The 22,549-nt window shown below is 32.3% G+C and carries 21 protein-coding genes; 16 read left to right on the forward strand and 5 right to left on the reverse strand.

Features of this window, described 5'->3' with window-relative positions; translation table 11 throughout:
• Position 1 precedes the first annotated feature (1 nt).
• Positions 2–1,285 carry a rod shape-determining protein RodA gene (gene rodA, locus TD29_RS01325; RefSeq protein ID WP_040278357.1) on the forward strand — a complete coding sequence of 428 codons (1,284 nt, stop codon included), beginning with the start codon at positions 2–4 and terminating at the stop codon, positions 1,283–1,285.
• A 66-nt stretch (positions 1,286–1,351) separates the two neighbouring features.
• On the opposite strand, the gene TD29_RS01330 is transcribed toward rodA, so the two are convergent.
• Entirely contained in the window at positions 1,352–3,985 is a 2,634-nt protein-coding gene (locus TD29_RS01330; RefSeq protein ID WP_040278359.1) for a valine--tRNA ligase, read from the reverse strand.
• Positions 3,986–4,171: 186 nt separating this feature from the next.
• Here TD29_RS01330 and TD29_RS01335 point away from each other — a divergent pair, with 186 nt between their 5' ends.
• Positions 4,172–4,597 carry a DUF1573 domain-containing protein gene (locus tag TD29_RS01335; RefSeq protein WP_040278360.1) on the forward strand — a complete coding sequence of 142 codons (426 nt, stop codon included), beginning with the start codon at positions 4,172–4,174 and terminating at the stop codon, positions 4,595–4,597.
• Between the two features lie 35 nt (positions 4,598–4,632).
• On the opposite strand, the gene TD29_RS01340 is transcribed toward TD29_RS01335, so the two are convergent.
• The gene (locus TD29_RS01340; protein ID WP_084203365.1) at positions 4,633–5,994 is read right to left on the reverse strand and encodes an aspartyl protease family protein; all 1,362 of its coding nucleotides are present in this window, start codon (positions 5,992–5,994) and stop codon (positions 4,633–4,635) included.
• A 104-nt stretch (positions 5,995–6,098) separates the two neighbouring features.
• Here TD29_RS01340 and TD29_RS01345 point away from each other — a divergent pair, with 104 nt between their 5' ends.
• The 4 genes from TD29_RS01345 (at position 6,099) to TD29_RS01360 (ending at position 9,883) form a co-directional block, all read left to right on the forward strand.
• A complete protein-coding gene (locus TD29_RS01345) occupies positions 6,099–7,289 on the forward strand; it encodes a pyridoxal phosphate-dependent aminotransferase (protein ID WP_040278361.1) in 1,191 nt (396 codons plus the stop codon).
• Entirely contained in the window at positions 7,289–8,302 is a 1,014-nt protein-coding gene (murB, locus tag TD29_RS01350; protein WP_040278362.1) for a UDP-N-acetylmuramate dehydrogenase, read from the forward strand. Before TD29_RS01345 ends, murB begins: the two co-directional genes overlap by 1 nt.
• Before the next feature lie 236 nt (positions 8,303–8,538).
• Positions 8,539–9,078, forward strand: coding sequence for an RNA polymerase sigma factor (locus tag TD29_RS01355; protein ID WP_040278363.1), 540 nt, complete (start codon positions 8,539–8,541; stop codon positions 9,076–9,078).
• Between the two features lies 1 nt (position 9,079).
• Complete coding sequence (locus TD29_RS01360) at positions 9,080–9,883, forward strand: hypothetical protein (RefSeq protein WP_040278365.1); 804 nt, start codon at positions 9,080–9,082, stop codon at positions 9,881–9,883.
• A 72-nt stretch (positions 9,884–9,955) separates the two neighbouring features.
• On the opposite strand, the gene aqpZ is transcribed toward TD29_RS01360, so the two are convergent.
• Positions 9,956–10,642 carry an aquaporin Z gene (gene aqpZ, locus TD29_RS01365; RefSeq protein WP_206539792.1) on the reverse strand — a complete coding sequence of 229 codons (687 nt, stop codon included), beginning with the start codon at positions 10,640–10,642 and terminating at the stop codon, positions 9,956–9,958.
• 158 nt (positions 10,643–10,800) lie between these two features.
• Between aqpZ and TD29_RS01370 the strand changes: the two genes are divergently transcribed.
• The 6 genes from TD29_RS01370 (at position 10,801) to TD29_RS01395 (ending at position 17,062) form a co-directional block, all read left to right on the forward strand.
• Positions 10,801–11,007, forward strand: a complete 207-nt coding sequence (locus TD29_RS01370; protein ID WP_040278367.1) for a hypothetical protein — start codon at positions 10,801–10,803, stop codon at positions 11,005–11,007.
• A gap of 3 nt (positions 11,008–11,010) precedes the next feature.
• Positions 11,011–12,123, forward strand: coding sequence for a glycosyltransferase (locus tag TD29_RS01375; RefSeq protein WP_040278368.1), 1,113 nt, complete (start codon positions 11,011–11,013; stop codon positions 12,121–12,123).
• Positions 12,114–12,662, forward strand: coding sequence for an RNA polymerase sigma factor (locus tag TD29_RS01380; RefSeq protein WP_040278369.1), 549 nt, complete (start codon positions 12,114–12,116; stop codon positions 12,660–12,662). The genes TD29_RS01375 and TD29_RS01380 overlap by 10 nt, the downstream gene beginning before the upstream one ends.
• 231 nt (positions 12,663–12,893) lie before the next feature.
• A complete protein-coding gene (gene lipA, locus TD29_RS01385) occupies positions 12,894–13,772 on the forward strand; it encodes a lipoyl synthase (RefSeq protein ID WP_040278370.1) in 879 nt (292 codons plus the stop codon).
• Entirely contained in the window at positions 13,772–14,767 is a 996-nt protein-coding gene (gene gap / locus TD29_RS01390; RefSeq protein ID WP_040278371.1) for a type I glyceraldehyde-3-phosphate dehydrogenase, read from the forward strand. The genes lipA and gap overlap by 1 nt, the downstream gene beginning before the upstream one ends.
• 51 nt (positions 14,768–14,818) lie before the next feature.
• Positions 14,819–17,062, forward strand: a complete 2,244-nt coding sequence (locus TD29_RS01395) for an ATP-binding protein (protein ID WP_040278372.1) — start codon at positions 14,819–14,821, stop codon at positions 17,060–17,062.
• On the opposite strand, the gene lpxK is transcribed toward TD29_RS01395, so the two are convergent.
• Positions 17,063–18,073, reverse strand: coding sequence for a tetraacyldisaccharide 4'-kinase (lpxK, locus tag TD29_RS01400; protein ID WP_040278374.1), 1,011 nt, complete (start codon positions 18,071–18,073; stop codon positions 17,063–17,065).
• A gap of 53 nt (positions 18,074–18,126) precedes the next feature.
• Between lpxK and TD29_RS01405 the strand changes: the two genes are divergently transcribed.
• The 3 genes from TD29_RS01405 (at position 18,127) to msrA (ending at position 20,793) form a co-directional block, all read left to right on the forward strand.
• Positions 18,127–19,221 carry a Nif3-like dinuclear metal center hexameric protein gene (locus tag TD29_RS01405; RefSeq protein WP_040278375.1) on the forward strand — a complete coding sequence of 365 codons (1,095 nt, stop codon included), beginning with the start codon at positions 18,127–18,129 and terminating at the stop codon, positions 19,219–19,221.
• 2 nt (positions 19,222–19,223) lie between these two features.
• Positions 19,224–20,003: a zinc ribbon domain-containing protein gene (locus TD29_RS01410; protein ID WP_040278377.1), complete on the forward strand. Its 780-nt coding sequence runs from the start codon at positions 19,224–19,226 to the stop codon at positions 20,001–20,003.
• Between the two features lie 130 nt (positions 20,004–20,133).
• The gene (msrA, locus tag TD29_RS01415) at positions 20,134–20,793 is read left to right on the forward strand and encodes a peptide-methionine (S)-S-oxide reductase MsrA (RefSeq protein ID WP_040278378.1); all 660 of its coding nucleotides are present in this window, start codon (positions 20,134–20,136) and stop codon (positions 20,791–20,793) included.
• Positions 20,794–20,880: 87 nt separating this feature from the next.
• Here the strand turns inward: msrA and TD29_RS01420 are convergent, their stop codons facing one another.
• Entirely contained in the window at positions 20,881–21,672 is a 792-nt protein-coding gene (locus TD29_RS01420) for a class I SAM-dependent methyltransferase (protein ID WP_040278434.1), read from the reverse strand.
• A 76-nt stretch (positions 21,673–21,748) separates the two neighbouring features.
• Here TD29_RS01420 and TD29_RS01425 point away from each other — a divergent pair, with 76 nt between their 5' ends.
• A complete protein-coding gene (locus TD29_RS01425) occupies positions 21,749–22,480 on the forward strand; it encodes a hypothetical protein (RefSeq protein WP_040278379.1) in 732 nt (243 codons plus the stop codon).
• Positions 22,481–22,549: the final 69 nt, after the last annotated feature.

A 22,549-nucleotide genomic window follows, 5' to 3' on the forward strand; every position in this document is an offset into this window, starting at 1 on the left:
CATGCATAATAGAGAGCATCACAAAAATTTTGGTTTTGATTGGATTATTATAGTATTATTTTTATTACTTGTAGGTTTTGGCTGGCTCAACATCATGTCTGCGTCTCATGAAGGAGAGGTTGTAAGTTATTTTGACATGAGCCAATTGTATGGTAAACATGCCGTTTTTATTGGCTTAACCTTAGTCTTAATTACTCTAATATTAGCTGTAGAAGCAAAATTCTATGAACGGTTTGCAAGCGTGATTTATATTATTGCCATGCTAGCGCTTGTCGGTTTATTTATCTTCGGAAAGGATGTTAATGGCGCACGTTCTTGGTATGGCATTGGAAGTATGACTATACAACCAAGTGAGTTTGCTAAATTTGCTACTGCTCTGGCTCTTGCCAAATATATGAGCGATTTGCAAACCGACATGAATACCATAAAGCATCAATTAAGGGCTGTTGGAATTATCGTTTTACCTGCAATATTAATCTTACTGCAAAATGATGCAGGAAGCACCATAGTTTACGCGTCCTTTTTCTTTGTATTTTACCGCGAAGGTCTGCAACAAATATATTTAGCCATTGCTATTTCTGCTATAGTTTTAGCTGTTCTTGCCTTAAAATTTGGCATATTAATTACGGCTTTAGTTGCAACTGTTATTATTGGTGGCTTGTACTTTTTCCGAAGAAAAAAACGTGCCTCTATAATTCAGCATATCGTCATATTATTGGTTTGTGTGTCATTCTCTGCTGGTGTGCGCATGTTTTACGATCATGTATTAAAGCCACATCAACAAAATAGAATTAGCCTTTGGTTACGTCTAGAAAAAGACCCTGCAAAACTAGAGCGCATGAAAAAAGCTGAGGCTTATAACCTCATTCAATCTGAGCAAGCCATTAGCTCAGGAGGATTAACTGGCAAAGGGTTTATGCAAGGTACAAGGACTACAGGAAAATTTGTACCAGAACAAGAAACCGATTATATTTTTAGTACTGTAGGTGAAGAATGGGGATTTTTAGGAAGTGCCTTGGTTGTTGTTTTGTTTATGGCCTTAATTATTCGGGTTCTTTTTCTTGCTGAATCTCAAAAATCACAATTTAGTCGCGTTTATGGCTATGCAGTGGCAGCGATATTATTTACCCATTTCACAATTAATATTGGTATGGTCATGGGATTAATCCCAACTGTAGGAATCCCTCTACCCTTTTTTAGTTATGGAGGCTCTGGACTTTGGGGCTTTACTATTTTACTCTTTATTTTTGTGAAGTTGGATAGTAATAAAATTAATGAGTGGTAAATTGGCACAAAAAAACCTGCAAGGTTTATTAACATCTTACAGGTTTAATATGGAGTTTTAGTCCTGCTATTTTAAACTAGCTAAACTTGATTTAATAGTCTCAATCTTAGCTAAAGCATCTGCCTCTTTTTTCTTTTCACTTGCCACTACTTGCTCTGGTGCTCCTGCAACAAAACGCTCGTTTGAGAGTTTCTTTTGTACAGATTTTAAAAAGCCTTCAGTGTAGTTCAACTCTTCGGTTAATTTTGCGACTTCTGCTTCTACATCAATACTTCCTTCCATTGGAATGAAATACTCATTAGATTTCACTCTAAAAGTTAATGCTCCATCTACAGGTTCTGTCACATATTCAAAACTTTCAAGATTACCAAGTTTAGAAATTACTTCATCAAATGTAGAAGCAGCGTTTTCATTATTTACAACATAAAACCCTATCGCATCTTTAAATGCAATATTTTTTTGTGTTCTAATATTTCTAATTCCTGTTATCACTTCTGAAGTAAAATCAAATTCTGAAATCAAATGTTCATTAATTGGTTTTGCCTTTGGCCATTGTGCAATTATTAGAGCTTCTTCTGGAGAACGTTCTTTAATAGATTGCCAAATCTCTTCAGTTAAGAAAGGCATAAATGGATGAACAATTTTAAGATTCTCTTCAAAAATAGACATCACTTTTTGATATGTTATTGCATCAATTGGTTGTTGATATGCTGGCTTAACCATCTCGAGCATCCAACCACAAAAATCATCATAAATTAATTTATAGATAGTCATTAAAGCATCACTCAGTCTATATTTACTAAAATGATCTTCTATTTCAATAAGTGCTTTTTGAAATTTAGCTTCATACCACTCTAATGCTATTTTACTAGAGTTTGGTTGTGCGATAGTGTCGTCAACATCCCAAAGGTTAGTTAGGTTAAATGCATTCCAAATTTTATTTGAAAATCCTTTACCTTGTTGACACAATGCCTCATCAAACATTAGATCATTTCCTGCAGCAGAACTTAATAAAAGCCCTACTCGCACACCATCTGCACTATACTCGTCGATTAGTTTTAAGGCATCGGGAGAATTTCCTAATGACTTAGACATTTTTCGTCTTTGCTTATCTCTAACTAAACCTGTGAGATAGACATTTTCAAAAGGTCTTTGATCTTTATATTCATAACCAGCAACAATCATACGTGCTACCCAAAAGAATAAAATATCTGGTCCTGTTACTAAATCATTGGTTGGATAATAATATTTAATTTCTTCATTTTCCGGATTTCTAATTCCGTCAAAAACACTCATTGGCCATAACCATGAACTAAACCATGTATCAAGCGCATCGGTATCTTGTTTTAAGTTGTTTGCTGTTAATTTTTCATTGTTAGCTTTTACTTTAGCCAATTTAAGGGCTTCATCAAGACTTTCTGCTACGACATAATCTTCTTTACCATCACCATAGAAATAGGCAGGAATTTGTTGTCCCCAAAGTAATTGACGTGAGATATTCCAATCGCGAATATTCTCCATCCAGTGACGGTATGTATTTTCAAATTTCTTCGGAAATAGCTTTACATCACCAGTTTTTAGTACAGCATCAATAGCTGGCTTGGCTAACTCTTCCATTTTAAGAAACCATTGATCACTTAGTCTTGGTTCAATAACAGCTTTTGTACGTTCTGAAGTTCCTACTTTATTGATATGACTTTCAGTTTTCACCAACACACCAGAAGTTTCTAACTCTTTAGCAATTGCCTTTCTAACCACAAAGCGATCTTGCCCTTCAAAGTGCATTCCGAAGCTATTTAAAGTTGCATCTTCATTGAAAATATCGACAACTTCTAAATTATGCTTGTCACCTAAAACTTTATCATTCTCATCGTGAGCAGGCGTTACTTTTAGGCAACCTGTACCAAATTCTAAATCAACATACTCATCTTCAATGATAGGAATAACCCTTCCGCAGATAGGAACAATTGCTTTTTTACCCTTTAAATGTGTAAAACGCTCATCGGTTGGATTGATACAAATTGCAGTATCTCCAAATATGGTTTCTGGTCGTGTTGTAGCAATGGTTAATGTCTCATCACTACCTTCAATTTTATATTCTAAATAATAGAGTGACCCTTGTTTTTCAACATGAATTACTTCTTCATCAGATAAGGTTGTTTTAGCTTCAGGATCCCAATTAACCATACGGTAACCTCTATAGATCAAGCCTTTGTTATGCAAATCAACAAACACCTTGATAACGGCTTCACTCATGTCATCATCCATCGTAAACTTTGTACGATCCCAATCACATGAACATCCTAATTTTTTTAGTTGCTCTAGAATGACACCTCCATACTCTTCGGTCCATTCCCAAGCGTGTTTTAGAAACTCTTCGCGAGTTAAGTCATTCTTGTCTATACCTTGAGCTTTTAATTTGGCAACTACTTTAGCTTCGGTTGCTATAGATGCATGATCTGTTCCAGGCACCCAACAAGCATTTTTACCTTGCAAACGCGCACGACGAATGAGAACATCCTGAATGGTATTATTCAACATATGTCCCATGTGCAAGACTCCAGTTACGTTTGGTGGCGGAATTACTATTGTGTACGGTTCTCTTTCATCTGGAGTAGAATGAAAATAATTGTGAGACATCCAGTAGTTGTACCATTTGTTTTCTACTGTCTGTGCTGAATATTTTGATGGAATTTCCATGCTTTGGTATTGTTTTTGCTTTATAACTCACAAAAGTACTTATATTTCTTTTTTAGCGAAATGAATACGAGAAATAATGACTACTTAAATTACAAATTTTGTTAATTGTAAGGTCATACAACTAATTTATTTTGCAGAATGGTAAAAAGTAAGTAGCTTTGATAGTATCAATTTAAAATTTAAATGATGAAAAAGATAGTAGCAATTTTATGTGTAGCGTTTATTAGCTTTGGAGCAATGGCTCAAGAGAAAGTCGCAAAAATAGAATTTAAAACAGATGTAATTGATTACGGAACAATTGAAAAAGGTTCTGATGGTGTTAGAATATTTGAATTCACAAATACAGGTAATGCACCTTTAATAATATCTAATGTAAAGTCAACATGCGGTTGTACTGTACCCAAAAAACCAAAAGGCCCTATTTTACCAGGAGAAACTGGAGAAATTGAAGTTAAGTATGATACAAAAAGAGTGAACCCAATTAGAAAAACTATTACGGTTACTTCTAATGCTGAAACTCCAACCGTAGCTTTAAAAATAAAAGGTTTGGTTATTGATCCTAGTAAGACTAACGTCCTAGAAAAAACAAAAAAAAGCGTCATGGAACAATAAATCCTTTACTCTAAATAGAATTTAAAAGAACTCCTCTAATTTGGGAGTTCTTTTTTTTCGAATACATCTTCTAATCTAAATTCTAAACTTAATATTTGCTTATTTCTTTCAACTTTGAGTCTAATCATCTTACCTATATTACCTTTAAAGTAACCAATAACTTCTTGCAACTTGAGCTCATGTGCATGTTTACCATTTATAGAAACAATAATATCGCCTTTAAGCAATCCAGCCTTTTCTGCCGGAGAATTAGGTCTAACTTCCATAATAGTGTAAGCAGGTTTCAAACCTACGGTATATGTATCTACTGAAGATATTGTAATATTATTATCATTTGATCTTCCGTAATTATCGAAGGTTTTTTTATTTGTAGACTCTTTTACTATTCTAAAACCATGTTGCTCTAACACAATACCACTTCTATTATAATGAAACCTATCTTTAAAATTACCATTCTTTTTTAGCGTTAATACTCCTTTTTCATAATCAAAAATTATATTAAACCGTCTTAGTATCTCTGCAGATAAACTTCCATTTCTATCTTCTATTCTTTTAGCATGTTTAATTGCAGTAGAGTCTGGAAAAGCGGTATTAACATTGTTTAAAGTAAAACTTTTAAGCTTAAATGCCTTTATTTTAGATCGTTTACCATGGACATTACCACTCAATCCTCTTCCTAAAAAATCATGAAAATAATTATTGTTTTTAGCAGTAATACCATATTCATCATCTTCAAATAACCATAAGGCATCACTACTTCCTGTATCAATTAACAATTTCACTAATAGGGTCTTTTCCCCTAAAGTGACTTCTCCATCAATATATGGTTTATTATTATGGAAGTATAAATTAAAAGTTTCGCATTTTTTACACGATTTGTAGCGATAACCATCTCTTCTATTTAATTTAATAATTTTAGATTTATAATTGATTTCTACAATAAAATCCTTAAAAAAGTCATAGCCTATTATTCCATGAACAGGTATACCTAACTTAGGTGTAAAGTTTATTTCTTGATCAAAAACGACATAAATTTCTTGATTAATATTAATAGCATTTCCAATTTTTAAAAAATTATTTTTTGATCTCAATGCTTTAACCGTTTCACCAACACCCAACCCTCGTAGAAAAATGGTTTCAACATTATTCATTTGAAGCGAGTCTGTATTTGTGATATTAAATAAAATAGCTTTACTAACACCAGTATCTAACATAAAAGATAATTCAACGCCATTAATTTCTACTGGTAAAACAATAAGATTATTGATGAGTTCAAACTTAATTTTATCATATTGTTTACCTGGTAATTCAAAGTCACCTTGCCCAAATGAGAACATTACACTCCATAATAAGAGCATCGTAAAAACACTTATTTTTCTATTAAATTTCGTATGCATTATTCCCAAGTTACAAATCTTTATTTCATTGTTTGTTTTTTACTTCCGTTTTAAATAAAATTTAAGAATATTTTTCAGAACTTTACACTCTTAAACTCATCAATATGCCAAATATTTCTAAGAAGGGAACTTCTATGCCAGAATCTCCAATTCGCAAACTAGTTCCTTATGCAGAGAACGCCTATAAACAAGGGAAAACGGTTTATCATTTAAACATAGGTCAACCAGATATCAAAACACCTCAAGTAGCTATGGATGCTGTTAGAGTTCACTCATTAGATATTTTAGCGTACACTAGATCTGAAGGTTCTGAAGGTTATCGTACCAAAATTGCAAATTATTACGCAAATAATGATATCAATGTACAACATGATGACATCATTGTCACAACTGGTGGTAGTGAAGCCCTTATGTTTGCCTTTGGAAGCGTTATGGATACAGACGATGAAGTAATTATACCAGAACCTTTTTATGCTAACTATAATGGATTCTCAACAGCATCTGGTGTTAATGTTGTTCCTGTAATTTCTAAAATTGAAAACAATTTTGCTTTACCTCCAATAGAAGAGTTTGAAAAGTTAATTACACCAAAAACTAAAGCTATTCTCATTTGTAATCCTGGTAATCCAACAGGATATTTATATTCTAAAGAAGAAATTAAAAAACTAGCAAACATCGTTAAGAAGCATGATTTATTTTTAATAGCCGATGAAGTCTATAGAGAATTTGCTTATGATGGCGAAACCCATTATTCAATACTTCAAGAAGAAGGTCTAGAAGACTATGCGATTGTTATAGATTCTGTATCCAAAAGATATAGCATGTGTGGTGCAAGAATAGGATGTCTTGTCTCAAAAAACAAAAACGTCATTAAAACAGCTCTAAAATTTGCACAAGCAAGATTGAGTCCACCTACATTGGCACAAATTGCCAGTGAGGCAGCATTACAAACACCACAAAGTTACTTTGACGACGTCATACTTGAATACGTAGAACGACGCAATGTTTTAATTGAAGAATTACAAAAAATTGAAGGCGTACAAGTTGCCAACCCAAAAGGTGCTTTTTATTGTATTGCACAATTACCTGTTAAAAACAGTGATGCTTTTGCGCAATGGCTATTAGAATCTTTTGACGTTGATGGAGAAACAGTAATGGTAGCTCCTGCAGCAGGATTCTATAGCACTCCAGGAGTAGGTTTAAATCAAATAAGAATTGCCTATGTTTTAAACACAGATAGCTTAAGAAAGGCCGTTCACATTATTAAGGAAGCATTAAAAGTTTATAAAGATTAGTGCAAATTCAAAACAACATATCTTTAAAGGCATTTAACACATTTGGGATTGATGTAAAGGCAACGCATTTTGTATCCATCAACTCTATTGATGATTTGATAACGATTTATACTTCGGAAAAATTTCCGAAGAAATTCATATTAGGAGGTGGCAGTAATATGCTGCTTACCAAAGATGTAGACGCTTTAGTTATTCATGTAAATCTTAAAGGAAAACACATACTTTCACAAACCGAAACAGAAGTGTTAATTGAGGCTCAAGCTGGAGAAAACTGGCATGAGTTTGTGCTTTGGTCATTAGAAAATGATTTTGGTGGTTTAGAAAATCTATCACTCATTCCTGGTAATGTTGGCACAAGCCCTATACAAAACATTGGTGCGTATGGCGTTGAGTTAAAAGACACATTTCACTCCTGCAAAGCCTTAAATTTAGACACTCTAGAAATTGAAACCTTCACAAAAGAAGACTGTAACTTCGCTTATCGTAACTCAATTTTCAAACAACATGCTAAAGGTCAATTTATAATTACTAGCGTTATTTTCAAATTAAGTAAAGTAAATCATAAATTAAATATTAATTATGGCGCTATAACTTCGGAAATTGAACGTATGAATATCAATCAACCTACGATACAAGATGTATCTAAAGCAGTAATTTCAATTCGTCAAAGTAAACTACCAAATCCTAAAGAGATTGGAAACTCTGGAAGTTTTTTTAAAAATCCAGTCATTACAAAAAAGGCATTTTCCAAACTTCAAGACAATTTCCCAAATGCACCACATTATGTCGTATCTGAAACCGAGATAAAAATACCTGCTGGTTGGCTCATTGAGCATGCTGGCTTTAAAGGTAAAACGTTTGGTAATTACGGTGTTCACAAAAAACAAGCCTTAGTATTAGTTAATTATGGAGGAGCAAAAGGAAAAGAAATTTTAGAACTTTCAAAATTAATTCAAGATACTGTTTTTAGAATTTTTGACATTCAAATAGAAGCAGAAGTCAATATTATATAAAAAAAAGCCTCAATTTAATGAGGCTAATATTTACTATAGAATAGATGAGATAATGCTATTAATCAATTTTCTATAAGGAAGAAAAAATTCTATTCCACAGAAATTATATGTCAATGGATTAAATTTTGTTTTAGTATTATTTTACTAATTTTACCGCTTTAATAATATATACGGCTGAAATTCAATTTTAGACGTTTTAAAATTCATTTTTTTAAATTATTATAAATTCTAATTTTTTGAGCACACCTATAGAACAACAAATAGTAGCATTACTTGCAAAAGGTGATAAAAAAGCACTTAATCTTCTCTATGAGAATTATTCAGACAGCTTATATGGTGTTATTTTAAAGGTAACTATTAATGAAGAAATAGCCCAAGATGCGCTACAAGAAACATTTGTAAAAGTGTGGAAAAACGCAAAAAAATACGACTCTAAAAAAGCAAAACTTTTTACCTGGTTATATCGTATTGCAAAAAATACTGCCATAGATAAATTAAGAAGTTTTAATAATAGATTTGAGAAAGAAGTCCAAATCGATAAATCAAACGTATATATCTTACCAACAGCAAATTTGAATCAAGATGTGTTAGATTTAAAGGAGCATGTTGCACGATTAGATGAGAAGTATCAAATAGTATTAAAAGCTTTGTTTTTTGAAGGAATGACACAACAAGAAGCAAGTGACGAATTAGATATTCCGTTGGGTACTATTAAGTCTAGATTAAAAATTGGATTACGAGAACTTAAAAAAGTTTACGATCCAGAAACAAATTAAAATGGAAAAAACATTACATACCTTTTTTCAATCTGGTTTACTTGACAAGTATGTACTAGATGAAATTTCTGCTTCAGAACGCCTGAAAGTAGAACATTACATTGACACCTATCCTGAAGTGGAAAGCGAGTATTTAAGATTACAAAGTCATCTTGAAACACTAGCTAAAGCTAATGCTGTAGAAGCGCCTCAATTTATTCTAGATCATATTCTTGATGATATTAAGGCAGAAGAAACTCCAGTAATAAAGATGGAAACGTCTCATCGTAAAACGCCTTGGTACAGTATTGCAGCAAGTGTTGTTGCTTTATTTTTTGCAAGTGCTGCTTTTATGATGTACGAACAAAATCAAGAATTACTAGAAGAAAACCAAGTTGTTGTAGATGAAATATTTGACCTTAGAAGCGATATTGACATTAACAATAAAAAACTTGATGACGTGATGAGACAGTTTATAAAACTGAATAATCCCGAAACAGAAAAATATGTTCTAAGAGGAAACGCTCGTGCTAAAAACTTAAAAACTGTAGCTTACATAAATGCCGTTGAAAAAACCTCAATGATTGATGTTGTGTCACTACCGCATTTAGAGAAAGATGAATTTGTTGAAGTCTATGCACAAATGGAAGATAAACTTGTTAGCCTAGGTATATTAGACCCTTCAGATAAGAAAATGCAAACATTACCTTATATGGAAAATGCTCTTGGTTTAAGTCTTAAAATTAGATCTGAAAGAGATAAAGAAGCCATTGCTAATAATGACGAATTAGTAGCAGAAATAGAATTGAAAGCTAAAAATAATTAACATATATTATGTTTAACTTAAAAAGCCACTTTTGAAATATCAAAAGTGGCTTTTTCTATTTAATCAATACGCTTATTCTTTATCAAAAAATGCTTTATGAACAAATCCTGCTACAATAGCACCAGCAATTGGAGCTAACCAAAACAACCATAACTGCGCTGTAAACTCTCCTCCAGCAAATAAAGCCTGACTCGTAGAACGTGCAGGATTCACAGAGGTATTAGAAATTGGAATACTTATTAAATGTATGAGCGTTAACGCTAACCCAATGGCAATACCAGCAAAACCTTTTGGAGCTTTTGGATAGGTACTTCCTAATATAATTAATAAGAAAAACATAGTAAGGATAAATTCTGTCACCAAAACAGAAATCATACTATAACCACCTGGAGACAATTCTCCGTAACCATTTGCTGCAAAATTACCAATATCTACAAAATCCGATTTACCTGTCAATATTAAAAACAAAGCTCCTGCTGCTACAATTGCACCAATAACTTGAGCTATAATATAGCCCAGAAGTTCTTTTGCAGGAAACTTTCCTCCTGCCCAAAGACCAATTGATACTGCAGGATTAAAATGTGCTCCAGAAACATGTCCTACAGCATAAGCCATTGTTAAAACAGTTAAACCAAATGCTAATGCAACACCTGTAAATCCAATGCCCAATTCAGGAAAAGCAGCAGCAAAAACAGCACTACCACATCCTCCAAATACAAGCCAAAATGTTCCGAAGAACTCTGCAAATAATTTTTTCATAATAAATGATTTTAGTTAGTTTAAATTTTAATTTACTAACTATAAGACACTTAAATAACATTAAAAGTCACATTTATTTTTTTTACTAATAATTTGATTTGAGATAATATGATTAAAAACAATCAAAATATTTATCTTTGCATAAATATATAATACAAATGAAACTCTTATTAATTACATTACTACTATTAGGCTTAGGTGTTGCAGGAATTGCTATTAAACTTTGGGCAAAAAAAGATGGTAAATTTGCGGGTACTTGCGCAAGTCAAAATCCTATGATTAATACAAAAGGAGAATCGTGTGGTTTCTGCGGAAAAACGCCTGACCAATTTGAAAACTGTGACGAACCTCAACACTCGTCATAATTAATGTTTCTATTTGAGATTCTCTTCTACACGTTTATTGTCATAATTTTCGTTCAAGTTATTTTCTATGGTTTTATCTTCGGAAAATTTGCCACACTTAAACAAAAAAAAGTCTCTCATTCAAACCAACCTGTCTCGGTAATTATATGTGCAAAAAATGAGGCTGACAATTTAAAAACAAACTTACCTTTTATAGTTTCTCAATCTCACCCATCTTTTGAAGTTGTATTAATTAATGACAACTCTTCAGATCATACATTGAAAGTCATGGAAGCTTTCAAAAAAGATTATGAACATATAAAAATTGTAAATATCCAACCCAATGAAAAATTTTGGGGCAACAAAAAGTACGCGCTAACTTTAGGGATCAAAGCTGCAAAACACAATACCTTACTATTTACAGACGCAGACTGCAAACCTTTATCTAAACATTGGATAAACGAAATGAGCGCTAGATTTAACTCAGAAAAAGCGCTGGTTATAGGTTATAGTCCTTATCATAAAATTAAGGGATCTTTGCTTAATTTGCTTATTAGGTTTGAGACTTTTATGACTGCTGTTCAGTACTTTTCTTACGCATCAATTGGTTTACCTTATATGGCAGTAGGTAGAAATTTAGCCTACACTAAAGACCTATTTTTTGAAGCCAATGGGTTTATGAGTCATATGAACGTAAAATCTGGAGATGATGATTTATTTGTCAATCAAATAGCTACTTCAGAAAATACAAATCTTTGCATTTCAAAACATAGTTTTACCGAGTCCATTCCGAAGAAAACATTTAAATCTTGGTTTCTGCAAAAAAGAAGACATATAAGTACAGCCAATCATTATAAGCTAAAACATAAAATCTTACTGTCTTTATTTTATATTTCTCAATTTCTATTTTGGGTTTTAGCTGTAACCTTATTAGCTAACTTATATCAATGGAAAATCGTTTTAGGCCTAGTAGTGTTGAGATTTATAATTCAATATACTACACTATATTCAGTATCAACTAAGCTTAAAGAAAAAAGCTTAGTCATGTATACACCATTTTTAGAATTATTCTTAATTATCATTCAATTCTTTATATTTATAAAAAATCTCACATCAAAACCTAACCATTGGAAGTAAAAGAAGCGATAGATAAAGCGAAACAAAATGATCAAATTGCTTTTAATTTTCTGTTAGATAAATTTTGGAATACTGTTTTTGGTTTTCAATTGAAACGTACCCAAAACGAAAATGATGCTGAAGACATTACCATTCAAACCTTTTCAAAAGCATTTGATAAAATCAATTCTTATAATGATAAGTATGAATTTTCTACATGGTTAGTGACCATATCAAAGAATATTCATATTGATTTAGTGCGACAGCAAAAATCGACCATTACAAGTAGGTCAAATACTGATGAAGATAACGAGTATTTTAAAATTATTGATGAGTCTCCTACTCCTGAAGATAAAATAATCACAGAACAAAATTTAGCAAAATTACTTCGCGATATCAAAAAACTAAAACCGCATTATCAGGAAGTAATTAATCTTAGATATTTCCAAGAATTGAGTTATAAAGAAATTTCTGAGCATCTCAATGAACCCATGAATAATGTGAAAGTTAAACTACTTCGCGCAAAAAAATTATTAGCAGAGATTATTAAGAAAAAATAATGCATTTCAGCTTTAAAAAAATAGGTCCACGTTTATTATTTGCAGCAGTAGTAAACGGTGTAGCACGTCTCGTACAATCTAAAAGCGCTAGTACCTAACTCAAAAAAGTGATCCATTTTAAACAGGCTAGAAATCATTTTACTTATAGGTTTTAGTATCTGGTATCTCAAGATGATATAAGCATCAAATTAATTTTATACTTCGTATCTTTGCTATCTATAAAATATGTAGATGGACACAAAAATTGCATCAAAACCAGTTGTTACTCGTCAACCAAAACCAAAATGGCTACGAGTTAAATTACCAACAGGAAAAAAATATACAGAGTTAAGAGGTCTTGTAGACAAGTATAAATTAAATACAATTTGTACTTCTGGAAGCTGCCCAAATATGGGTGAATGTTGGGGAGAAGGCACTGCAACCTTTATGATATTGGGTAATGTGTGCACGCGTTCTTGTGGGTTTTGCGGTGTTAAAACCGGACGTCCAGAAACTGTAGATTGGGCAGAACCTGAAAAAGTAGCACGATCAATTAAAATCATGAGTATTAAACATGCTGTATTAACAAGTGTAGATAGAGATGATCTTAAAGATATGGGAAGCATCATGTGGAGCGAAACTGTAAAAGCAGTAAGACGCATGAATCCTGAAACAACTCTAGAAACCCTAATCCCAGATTTTCAAGGCATAGAACAACATATAGATAGAATTATTGATGTAGCTCCAGAAGTGGTGTCTCACAATATTGAAACGGTAAGGCGATTAACCCGTGAGGTGCGTATCCAAGCCAAATATGACAAAAGCCTTGGTGTGCTTAAATATTTAAAAGAACAAGGACAACGTAGAACCAAGTCTGGCATTATGTTAGGATTAGGTGAAACTCGTGAAGAAGTCATAGAAACACTGCATGATTTGAGAGCAAATGATGTTGATGTGGTTACAATTGGCCAATATTTACAACCTTCAAAAAAGCATTTACCTGTAAAATCATTTATTCAACCAGATCAGTTTGATGAATATAAAGACATTGGACTTAGTTTAGGTTTTCGCCATGTAGAAAGTAGTGCATTAGTACGATCTTCATACAAAGCTCAAAAACATATCAATTAATGATACGTGTAGCAATTAATGGATTTGGTCGTATAGGTCGTCGCGTTTTTAGACTAATTGAAGACCGAGAAGATATTCAAGTGGTAGCGATTAATGATCTTGCCGATGCGAGAACATTAGGCCATTTATTAAAGTACGATAGCATACATGGTGTTTCTAAACATGAAATTTTTTCTTCGGAAAATGCCATTATACTCAACAAGAGATCCATTAAACTCCTTAATCATAACCATCCAAGTGATATTGATTGGTCTCCATTTGATGTTGATTTTGTAATAGAATCTACCGGAAAGTTTAAAACTTCCGAAGTGCTTAAACATCATATTACTAATGGTGCTAAAAAAGTTATTTTATCTGTTCCTCCTGCTGAAGATGATATTAAAACAGTTGTTTTAGGTGTTAATGATAATGATATTGACGGTACAGAATTAATTATCTCTAACGCATCGTGCACGACCAACAATGCTGCTCCAATGATTTCTGTAATACAGGAACTTTGTGGTATAAAACAAGCTTATATTACAACCATTCATTCCTATACTACAGATCAAAGCCTACATGACCAACCTCACAAAGATTTGCGTCGAGCTAGAGCTGCAGGACAATCTATAGTACCAACAACAACTGGTGCTGCAAAAGCACTAACAAAAATTTTCCCTGAACTATCAAATGTCATTGGAGGATGCGGTATTAGAGTACCTGTTGCTAATGGTTCATTAACTGATATCACATTTAATGTAGAAAAGACAGTTACTATTGAAGAGATCAACCAAGCTTTTAAAACGGCAGCGAACACAAGCTTAAAACAAATTCTTGAATATACCGAAGACCCAATTGTATCTATTGATATTGTAGGCAACTCACATTCTTGCATCTTTGATTCACAAATGACATCTGTTATAGGCAACATGGTAAAAATTGTTGGATGGTATGATAATGAAACTGGATATTCAAGTAGAATTTTAGATTTGCTGTGTTTTTTATCGATAAAATAGTGTGTTTTGTCGGATAAATATTTATATTTGTCTAAATGAAAGTGGTCTAATATGTCCCTATACAAATATTACATACTTGCTTTATTCTTAACATTGTCATGCGCATCCTTTGCGCAAAATTTTGATAATGAGAATGTTAATGACGAAGAAGCGCAAAAACTTCGTGTTGAAAACATCATTACACAATCTGAATTTGACCTAAAAAGAGGTAATTTTTTTAATTCAAAAGAGAATCTCGAAAAGGCACTAGAACTTGCTATTAAGATAGAAGACAAAAAAAAACAAGGTATTATATTAGCTAAAATTGGTGAATTAGAGTTTACCATTAATGAATTTGATAAATCTTTAGCTTCACTTATCAAAGCTGCAGAAATTCAAAGAGAAATAGAAGACATTGAAAACTTAGCTATCACTTACAGTATAAAAGGCGCACTTCATGCAGGAAAAGAAGAATTCAATGACGCTTTAGAATATTTAAACTCTGCTAAAACATTATTTGAAGAAAAAGGCTTAGAAACCAATATCCCAGAAGTTACTCTTAATCAAGGTCAAGTCTATCTTAAACTAGAAGAGTATAAAACTGCTAAATCTTTATTTGAAAAAACAATTGTTTTAGCTAAGAAAAATAATCAATCAAACATATTATCAAAAGCTTTAATTTACAATGGTAAAACATCAATCAAACTTGGCAATAATGATCAAGGGATTGCCTATGCCATTGAAGGTTTAAACATTGCTAAATCAAATAATCAAATTAATAATGTTGATGAAGCCTACTTAACTCTTAGTGATATTTACAATAAAAGTGGCGACTACAAGCAAGCTCATAATTACCTTGCAAAACATACACGAATTTCTGATTCTATTTTAACAGTAGTACGCTCAAATGTGACTCCAACTGGCCAAACAAATTTTAGTGAAGCCCATAATGCCTCGGAATTTCAGAAATTAAAAAAACAAGTTGAAGAACAAGAATCTGAAAGTAATTTAGCAAAAATTACTACTATACTTAGTATCGCTTTAATTACAATTTTATCACTTCTAACTTTAGCTCTTTATAAAAACAATAATATTAGACTCAAATCTAATAATATGCTTCAAGAAAAGAATGACGACTTAATTGAAGCCATGAAACGAGCAGAATTAGCTTCAAAAACAAAAGCTAACTTTTTGTCTACCGTTACACATGAGTTAAGAACACCGTTATATGCAGTTACAGGTTTAACCAATATGCTTTTAGAAGAAGAACCCAATGAAAAGCAAATACCGCATTTAAAATCTTTAAAATTCTCAGGTGATTATTTATTGACATTTATTAACGACATCCTTCAAATTAATAAAATTGAAGCCAATAAAGTAGAATTAGACCCTATCTTATTTAATCTTAAAACTAAGGTAGAAAATGTATGTTCTGCTTTAAATAATTCGGCATTAGATAATAATGTCAAAATGCATTATAATTTTCAAACCGATTTACCACAAACCTTTATAGGTGACAATCTAAAAATCTCCCAAATACTTATCAATTTAATTGGTAACTCAATTAAATTCACAAAAGATGGTGACATTTGGGTTAGAGTTTATAGTATTGACCAAAATGGAAACGATCATATGATTCGTTTTGAAATTGAAGATAATGGTATTGGGATCTCCAAACAAAAGCAAGACAATATGTTTGAGAGTTTCTCTCAAGGCTCTATACAAATCAATAGAAAATATGGTGGTACAGGTTTAGGTTTGTCAATCGTTAAAGGTCTTATTGATATACTAAAAGGAAAAATCTACTTAAAAAGTGAACTCGGAAAAGGAACAACCTTCTTCTTTGAAATCCCATTAACCTACGCACCAGAAACTGTAAAAATCGTAAAAGAAGACTACTCTAAAAACATTAGTAAATTAGACATTAGCAACATTAAAATCTTAATTGTTGAGGATAATAAGATCAACCAAATGATCACAAAAAAGATTCTTAATAAGATGAATTTACAATGCGAAGTTGTTGATAACGGTGAAGCTGCTGTAGAAAAAGTTAGGGCGAATAATTACAATATTGTGTTGATGGATATTCACATGCCTGGAATTAGCGGTCTAGAAGCCACAAAAATCATTAGAACTTTTGATAAAGATCTTACAATCTTTGCGCTTACCGCTGTAACTCTAGAAGATAAAATGCACGAGTTTGACGAAGCCGGATTTAATGACATCATTTCAAAACCATTTAAGCAAGAAGACTTTGAGAAAAAACTTTACGAAGTCCTAGCCACAAACCAAGACACAACCGTTTCATATTCGTAATTAAAAATTAGCTAGATGCGATACTATTTTAGCATCAAACGCTTCATGATGATCTATTTTAAATGAAATAGGCACATACCATAGTTGTTGAGACTGTGTTTTAAAACCATCTTTCAACCTCACATAATCCTTTTCTGTTGTTAAAATGATGTTCTTTTGTTTCAACAGTTCCATTTCCGAAGAAGAAAAATCATGATGATCTTTAAAACTTAAATGCTCAAAATCTATAGATTGAGACTTTAAATAGTTGATAAATGGTAACGGATTAGCAATACCAGTAACTACTGTAATTTTTTGACCTTTAAATGCGCTCAGTGCTAATTCATCATTGGCACTAAACACAGTTTCAGAATACGCTATAGAACTAAAAAAAACCTCTTGATCTTTTAACGGCTTAAGCTTATTTTTGATAGTTTCCTTTTCCGAAGATGATAAACTTGTAGGACATTTTGTAACCACAATAAGCTGTGCACGTTTTGCGCCAGATCGTGGTTCTCTAAGATTTCCGGTTGGCAAAACAATATCATCGCAATACAAATTATCGTAACTCGTCAATAATATATTAAAACTGGCTTTCACTTTTCTATGTTGAAAAGCATCGTCTAAAAGTATAACGTCAGGTTGCTTTTGTTTGATAAGTTGAGTTATTCCATGTTGTCTATTAGCATCAACACTAACCGTAACATCTTTAAACTTACTATAAAATTGAAAAGGCTCATCACCTATGGTTTGCGCTGTAGCATTGTCATTAGCAATAATAAATCCCGTGGTCTCGCGCTTATATCCACGACTTAGCGTAGCAACCTTATATTTTGTTTTCAATACTCGTATTAAATATTCTATGGTTGGAGATTTACCTGTACCTCCTGTACTTAAATTACCTACGCAAATCACTGGTAGCGCATATGACTTTGAGGTTTTCCAGCCCAAATCGTACAATATATTTCGAACCCAAGTGACAATATAATACACAGGAACAATTGGAAAAAGTATTTTTCTAAGTAGCTTCATTAAGAACGAAGTTAATATTTTATATTTGTTTTTAAACACAACACAAAAATTATATGGTAATTCAAGATGTAATAAATCACCTAGAAACGTTAGCGCCTTTACATTATGCCGAAGATTTTGACAATGTAGGCTTACTTGTTGGAGACAAAAACAAAAAGATCTCTGGAGTTTTAGTAACTCTAGACACTATAGAAGCTGTTGTTGATGAAGCCATTACTAAAAACTGCAACCTCATTATAAGTTTTCATCCCATCATTTTTAAAGGCTTAAAATCCCTTACTGGTAAAAACTATGTTGAGAAAACCGTGTTGAAAGCCATAAAAAATGATATTGCCATTTTTGCCATTCATACGGCTTTAGATAATGCTATTAATGGCGTAAACGACATCATTTGTAACACTTTAGGTTTAATAAATAAGAGGATTTTGATTCCACAAAAAGGAACTATAAAAAAACTAACCACTTTTGTTCCCCTCGGAAATGCAAACACTCTAAGATCTCAACTTTTTAAAGCAGGAGCAGGTAATATTGGCAATTATGACAACTGCAGTTTCAATACCGAAGGCTTAGGAACCTATAAAGGAAATGAAAACTCAAATCCCACACTAGGTGAAAAAGGAGTATTACATGAAGAAAAAGAAACCCAAATCTCAGTCACCTTTAACAAGCACCTTGAATCAAAATTGCTAAGCACACTTTTTGAGCATCATCCCTATGAAGAAGTAGCCTTTGAAGTCACCACTTTAGATAATTACAATCAAAATATAGGAATGGGAATGGTTGGAGAACTTCAGAATTCTCAAGATACCATGACGTTTTTAGCATTTGTAAAAGAAACAATGAAGGTATCCTGTATAAAACATTCAAAAATTTCAAAACAAACAATTAAAAAAGTAGCTGTGCTTGGTGGCTCAGGAAGTTTCGCCATATCTGCCGCTAAACGAGCAGGAGCTGATATTTTGATAACTGCCGACTTAAAATACCATGATTTCTTTTCCGCAGAAAATGAGATAATTCTAGCAGATATTGGACATTATGAAAGCGAACAGTTCACAAAAAACTTTTTAGTAGAGTATCTCTCAAAAAAAATCACTAATTTTGCAGTCGTTTTATCAACGACGAATACAAATCCGGTAAAGTATTTATAATTATGGCAAAAAAAGCTGAAGCATCTGTAGAAGATAGATTAAGAGCATTGTATGATTTACAATTAATCGACTCTAGAGTAGATGAAATAAGAAACGTTAGAGGAGAATTGCCTCTAGAAGTTCAAGATTTAGAAGATGAAGTTGAAGGTTTAAATACAAGACTTGAAAAATTATCTGTAAACTTAGATTTAATTGATGATCAAATTAAGTCAAAAAAGAACTTAATTGAAGAAGCGAAAACTTTGATTAAGAAATATAGTGAACAACAAAAAAATGTTAGAAATAACAGAGAATTTAATTCTTTAACTAAAGAAGTTGAGTTTCAAGAATTAGAAATTCAATTGGCTGAAAAGCATATTAAAGAATTTAAAGTTCAAATCGATCAGAAAAAAGCTGTGATAGACGAAACAAAATCGCGTCTTAAAGATCGTAAATCTCACTTAAAGCATAAACGTAATGAGCTTGATGCTATTTTAGCTGAAACTCAAAAAGAAGAAGAAGCTTTAATTAAAAAATCTGAAGATTTCCAAAAGAAATTAGATGATCGTTTAGTAAAAGCCTATTTACGTATTAGAAATAATGTAAAAAACGGATTAGCTGTTGTACCAATTGAAAGAGGTGCTGCTGGTGGTTCTTTCTTTACAATTCCGCCACAAGTACAAGTTGAAATTGGTTCTCGTAAAAAAGTAATTACAGATGAACATAGTGGTAGAATTCTTGTTGATGCAGAATTAGCAGAAGAAGAAAAAACTAAAATGGAAAAAATGTTTGCAAAACTATAATCCATTACAATTACATATTTTAAAAGCCTTTATCTTCTAGATGAAGGCTTTTTTATTTTAACAAAACATTCACGCTCATTTTTTAAGATTTAATCAATTTACACGACCAAATAAAAAAAAGAAAACATTTATGAAAAATATTTTATCCACCTTAGCTATTATACTTGTATTTAGTTGTCAAAATAACGCACAAACTAATAACAAACAGCAAGCAGTTATCAGTGCAGACCCAATTGAAGTTCCTTTAGAAAATGGTAAAGCTAAAGCCTATTTTGCAAGTGGTTGCTTTTGGTGTGTAGAGGCCGTTTTTGAAAGCGTTAAAGGTGTAGACGAATCTATAAGTGGTTATGCTGGCGGACACACAAAAAACCCAACCTACGAGTCTAACAGTTATGGTCGTATAAAAGATCATGCCGAAGCTGTAGAAATTATTTATGACCCTAACGTAGTTAGTTTTGAAACATTGGTAGATGTATATTTTGCATCTCAAAATCCAACACAGGTTAATGGTCAAGGACCAGACAAAGGCTTTCAATACCGTTCTATAATTTTTTATCAAAATGATGCTCAAAAACAAATCATTGAAAATAAAAAAGCAGCTTTAGCTAAAGAACTAAATGCAACAATCGCTGCAGAAGTCTATCCATTTCAAAAATTTTGGGTTGGTGAAGATTACCATCAAAACTATGAGCGTTTGCACCCTAACCAAAGCTATATTAGAAATGTATCTATCCCAAGGTTAAATAAATTTAAGGCAAAAATGCCAAAAGTTTTAAAAAACAAGCATTAACATAGCTTATCATTAAAAAAAAAGCGAAGCATCTTTACTATTTCAAAAAAGATGCTTCGCTTCATTTTATACCCTTATCATACAACCTCATTTTCTTGCTTTTATTTCAAAAATAAGAGGATACAATTTATCTTGTGTCGCATACATACCTGATGTGGTTTTAACGAGATTAGGCAATACATCATATGGGCTTTCATCATATTCATTTAAATATTCTATTTGCAAACCTGCTTCAACTAGCGCGTTGATTACTTCGCTTAATCCGTGATTCCAACCATATTCTTTACTTATCATTTTTGAATTTTCATCAGCATAAGTCCCTTCGTATTCTTCATAAATGATCTCATCCTGCATATAACCATATTTCATAATGGGTTTGCCATCTAGATAATCAAACATCCAAACAATTGGGTGAAATTCTGCCATATAAAACGTACCACCTTTATTTAAACGCTCAGCAATCATTTGTCCCCAAGGTTTTAAATCGGGCAACCAACCAATCACACCATAACTGGTAAATACAATATCAAACGTCTCTTTTATATGTTTAGACACATCCAAAACATTACAACACACAAACGATGCATCAAGTTTTAATTCTTCGTTTAACGACGTAGCTAACGCAACCCCTTCATCGCTTAAATCAACGCCTACACATTGGGCACCCATTCTACTCCAACTTAATGTATCTTGACCAAAATGGCATTGTAAATGCAATAATGACTTACCTTTTACATCACCCAAAGCTTTAAGCTCATAAGGCATCAAAGAGGATTTTCCTTTTTTAAAAACGTCTAAGTTATACATCTCACTTTTTGAATGAATTTTCACCTTTTCATTCCATGTTTGTCTATTAACTTCAAATTGCTTCTTGTCCATAACGATATAATTATAACGGTAAGTTAACAATAACTTCGGAAATATTAAGACTTTCATACCTTTACAAAAAAAACAAATGACACGATTACTAACAACACTTTGCATGATCGCACTTTTAGTGTCTTGCAAATCTGATCCTAAAAATCCAAATGATGTATCACATCCAATTTCCGATACATCGTCAAAAGGTAGCACAAGCGAAAAAAATAGTACATCTCAAATCGAAGAGAAACTAACTGTAGCCGAAGAAATTGCTTATGCCCACGGATTGAAAAACTGGAATGAAGTCTCACAAATTGATTTCACATTTAATGTTGACAATAACGGTAACCATTTTGAACGTTCATGGCGTTGGAACCCAAAAACCGATGACGTAAAATTAACCACAGGAAAAGAAGTTATTACTTATAACAGAAAATCTATAGATAGTACTTCAATAAAAGCAGATCAAAGTTTTATTAACGATAAATTCTGGCTATTAGCACCTTATCAAATGGTTTGGGATGAAGGCACAATAATTTCGAAATCAACAAAAGAAATCGCACCAATGAGCAAAACAGAACTCAATAAAATTACCGTTTTATATGCTAATGAAGGTGGATATACTCCAGGCGATGCTTACGACTTTTATTTTGACAATAAACATGAAATTAAAGAATGGATTTTTAGAAAAGGAAATACCACCAAACCCACTATGATTACCTCTTTTGAAAACTACGGTGATTTTAACGGTTTAAAAATTGCAAAAGATCATATAAAATCTGAAGGCAACTGGAAACTCTACTTTACGAATATTACTGTAAAGTAATCAAATCTTAAAATACTATTAAAATTTAAGTTTCGTGTAATCTAAACATCTAATTACCGACTTATAGAC

The organism is Psychroserpens damuponensis (genome assembly GCF_000826655.1).
GTDB classification, from domain to species: Bacteria; Bacteroidota; Bacteroidia; order Flavobacteriales; family Flavobacteriaceae; genus Psychroserpens; species Psychroserpens damuponensis.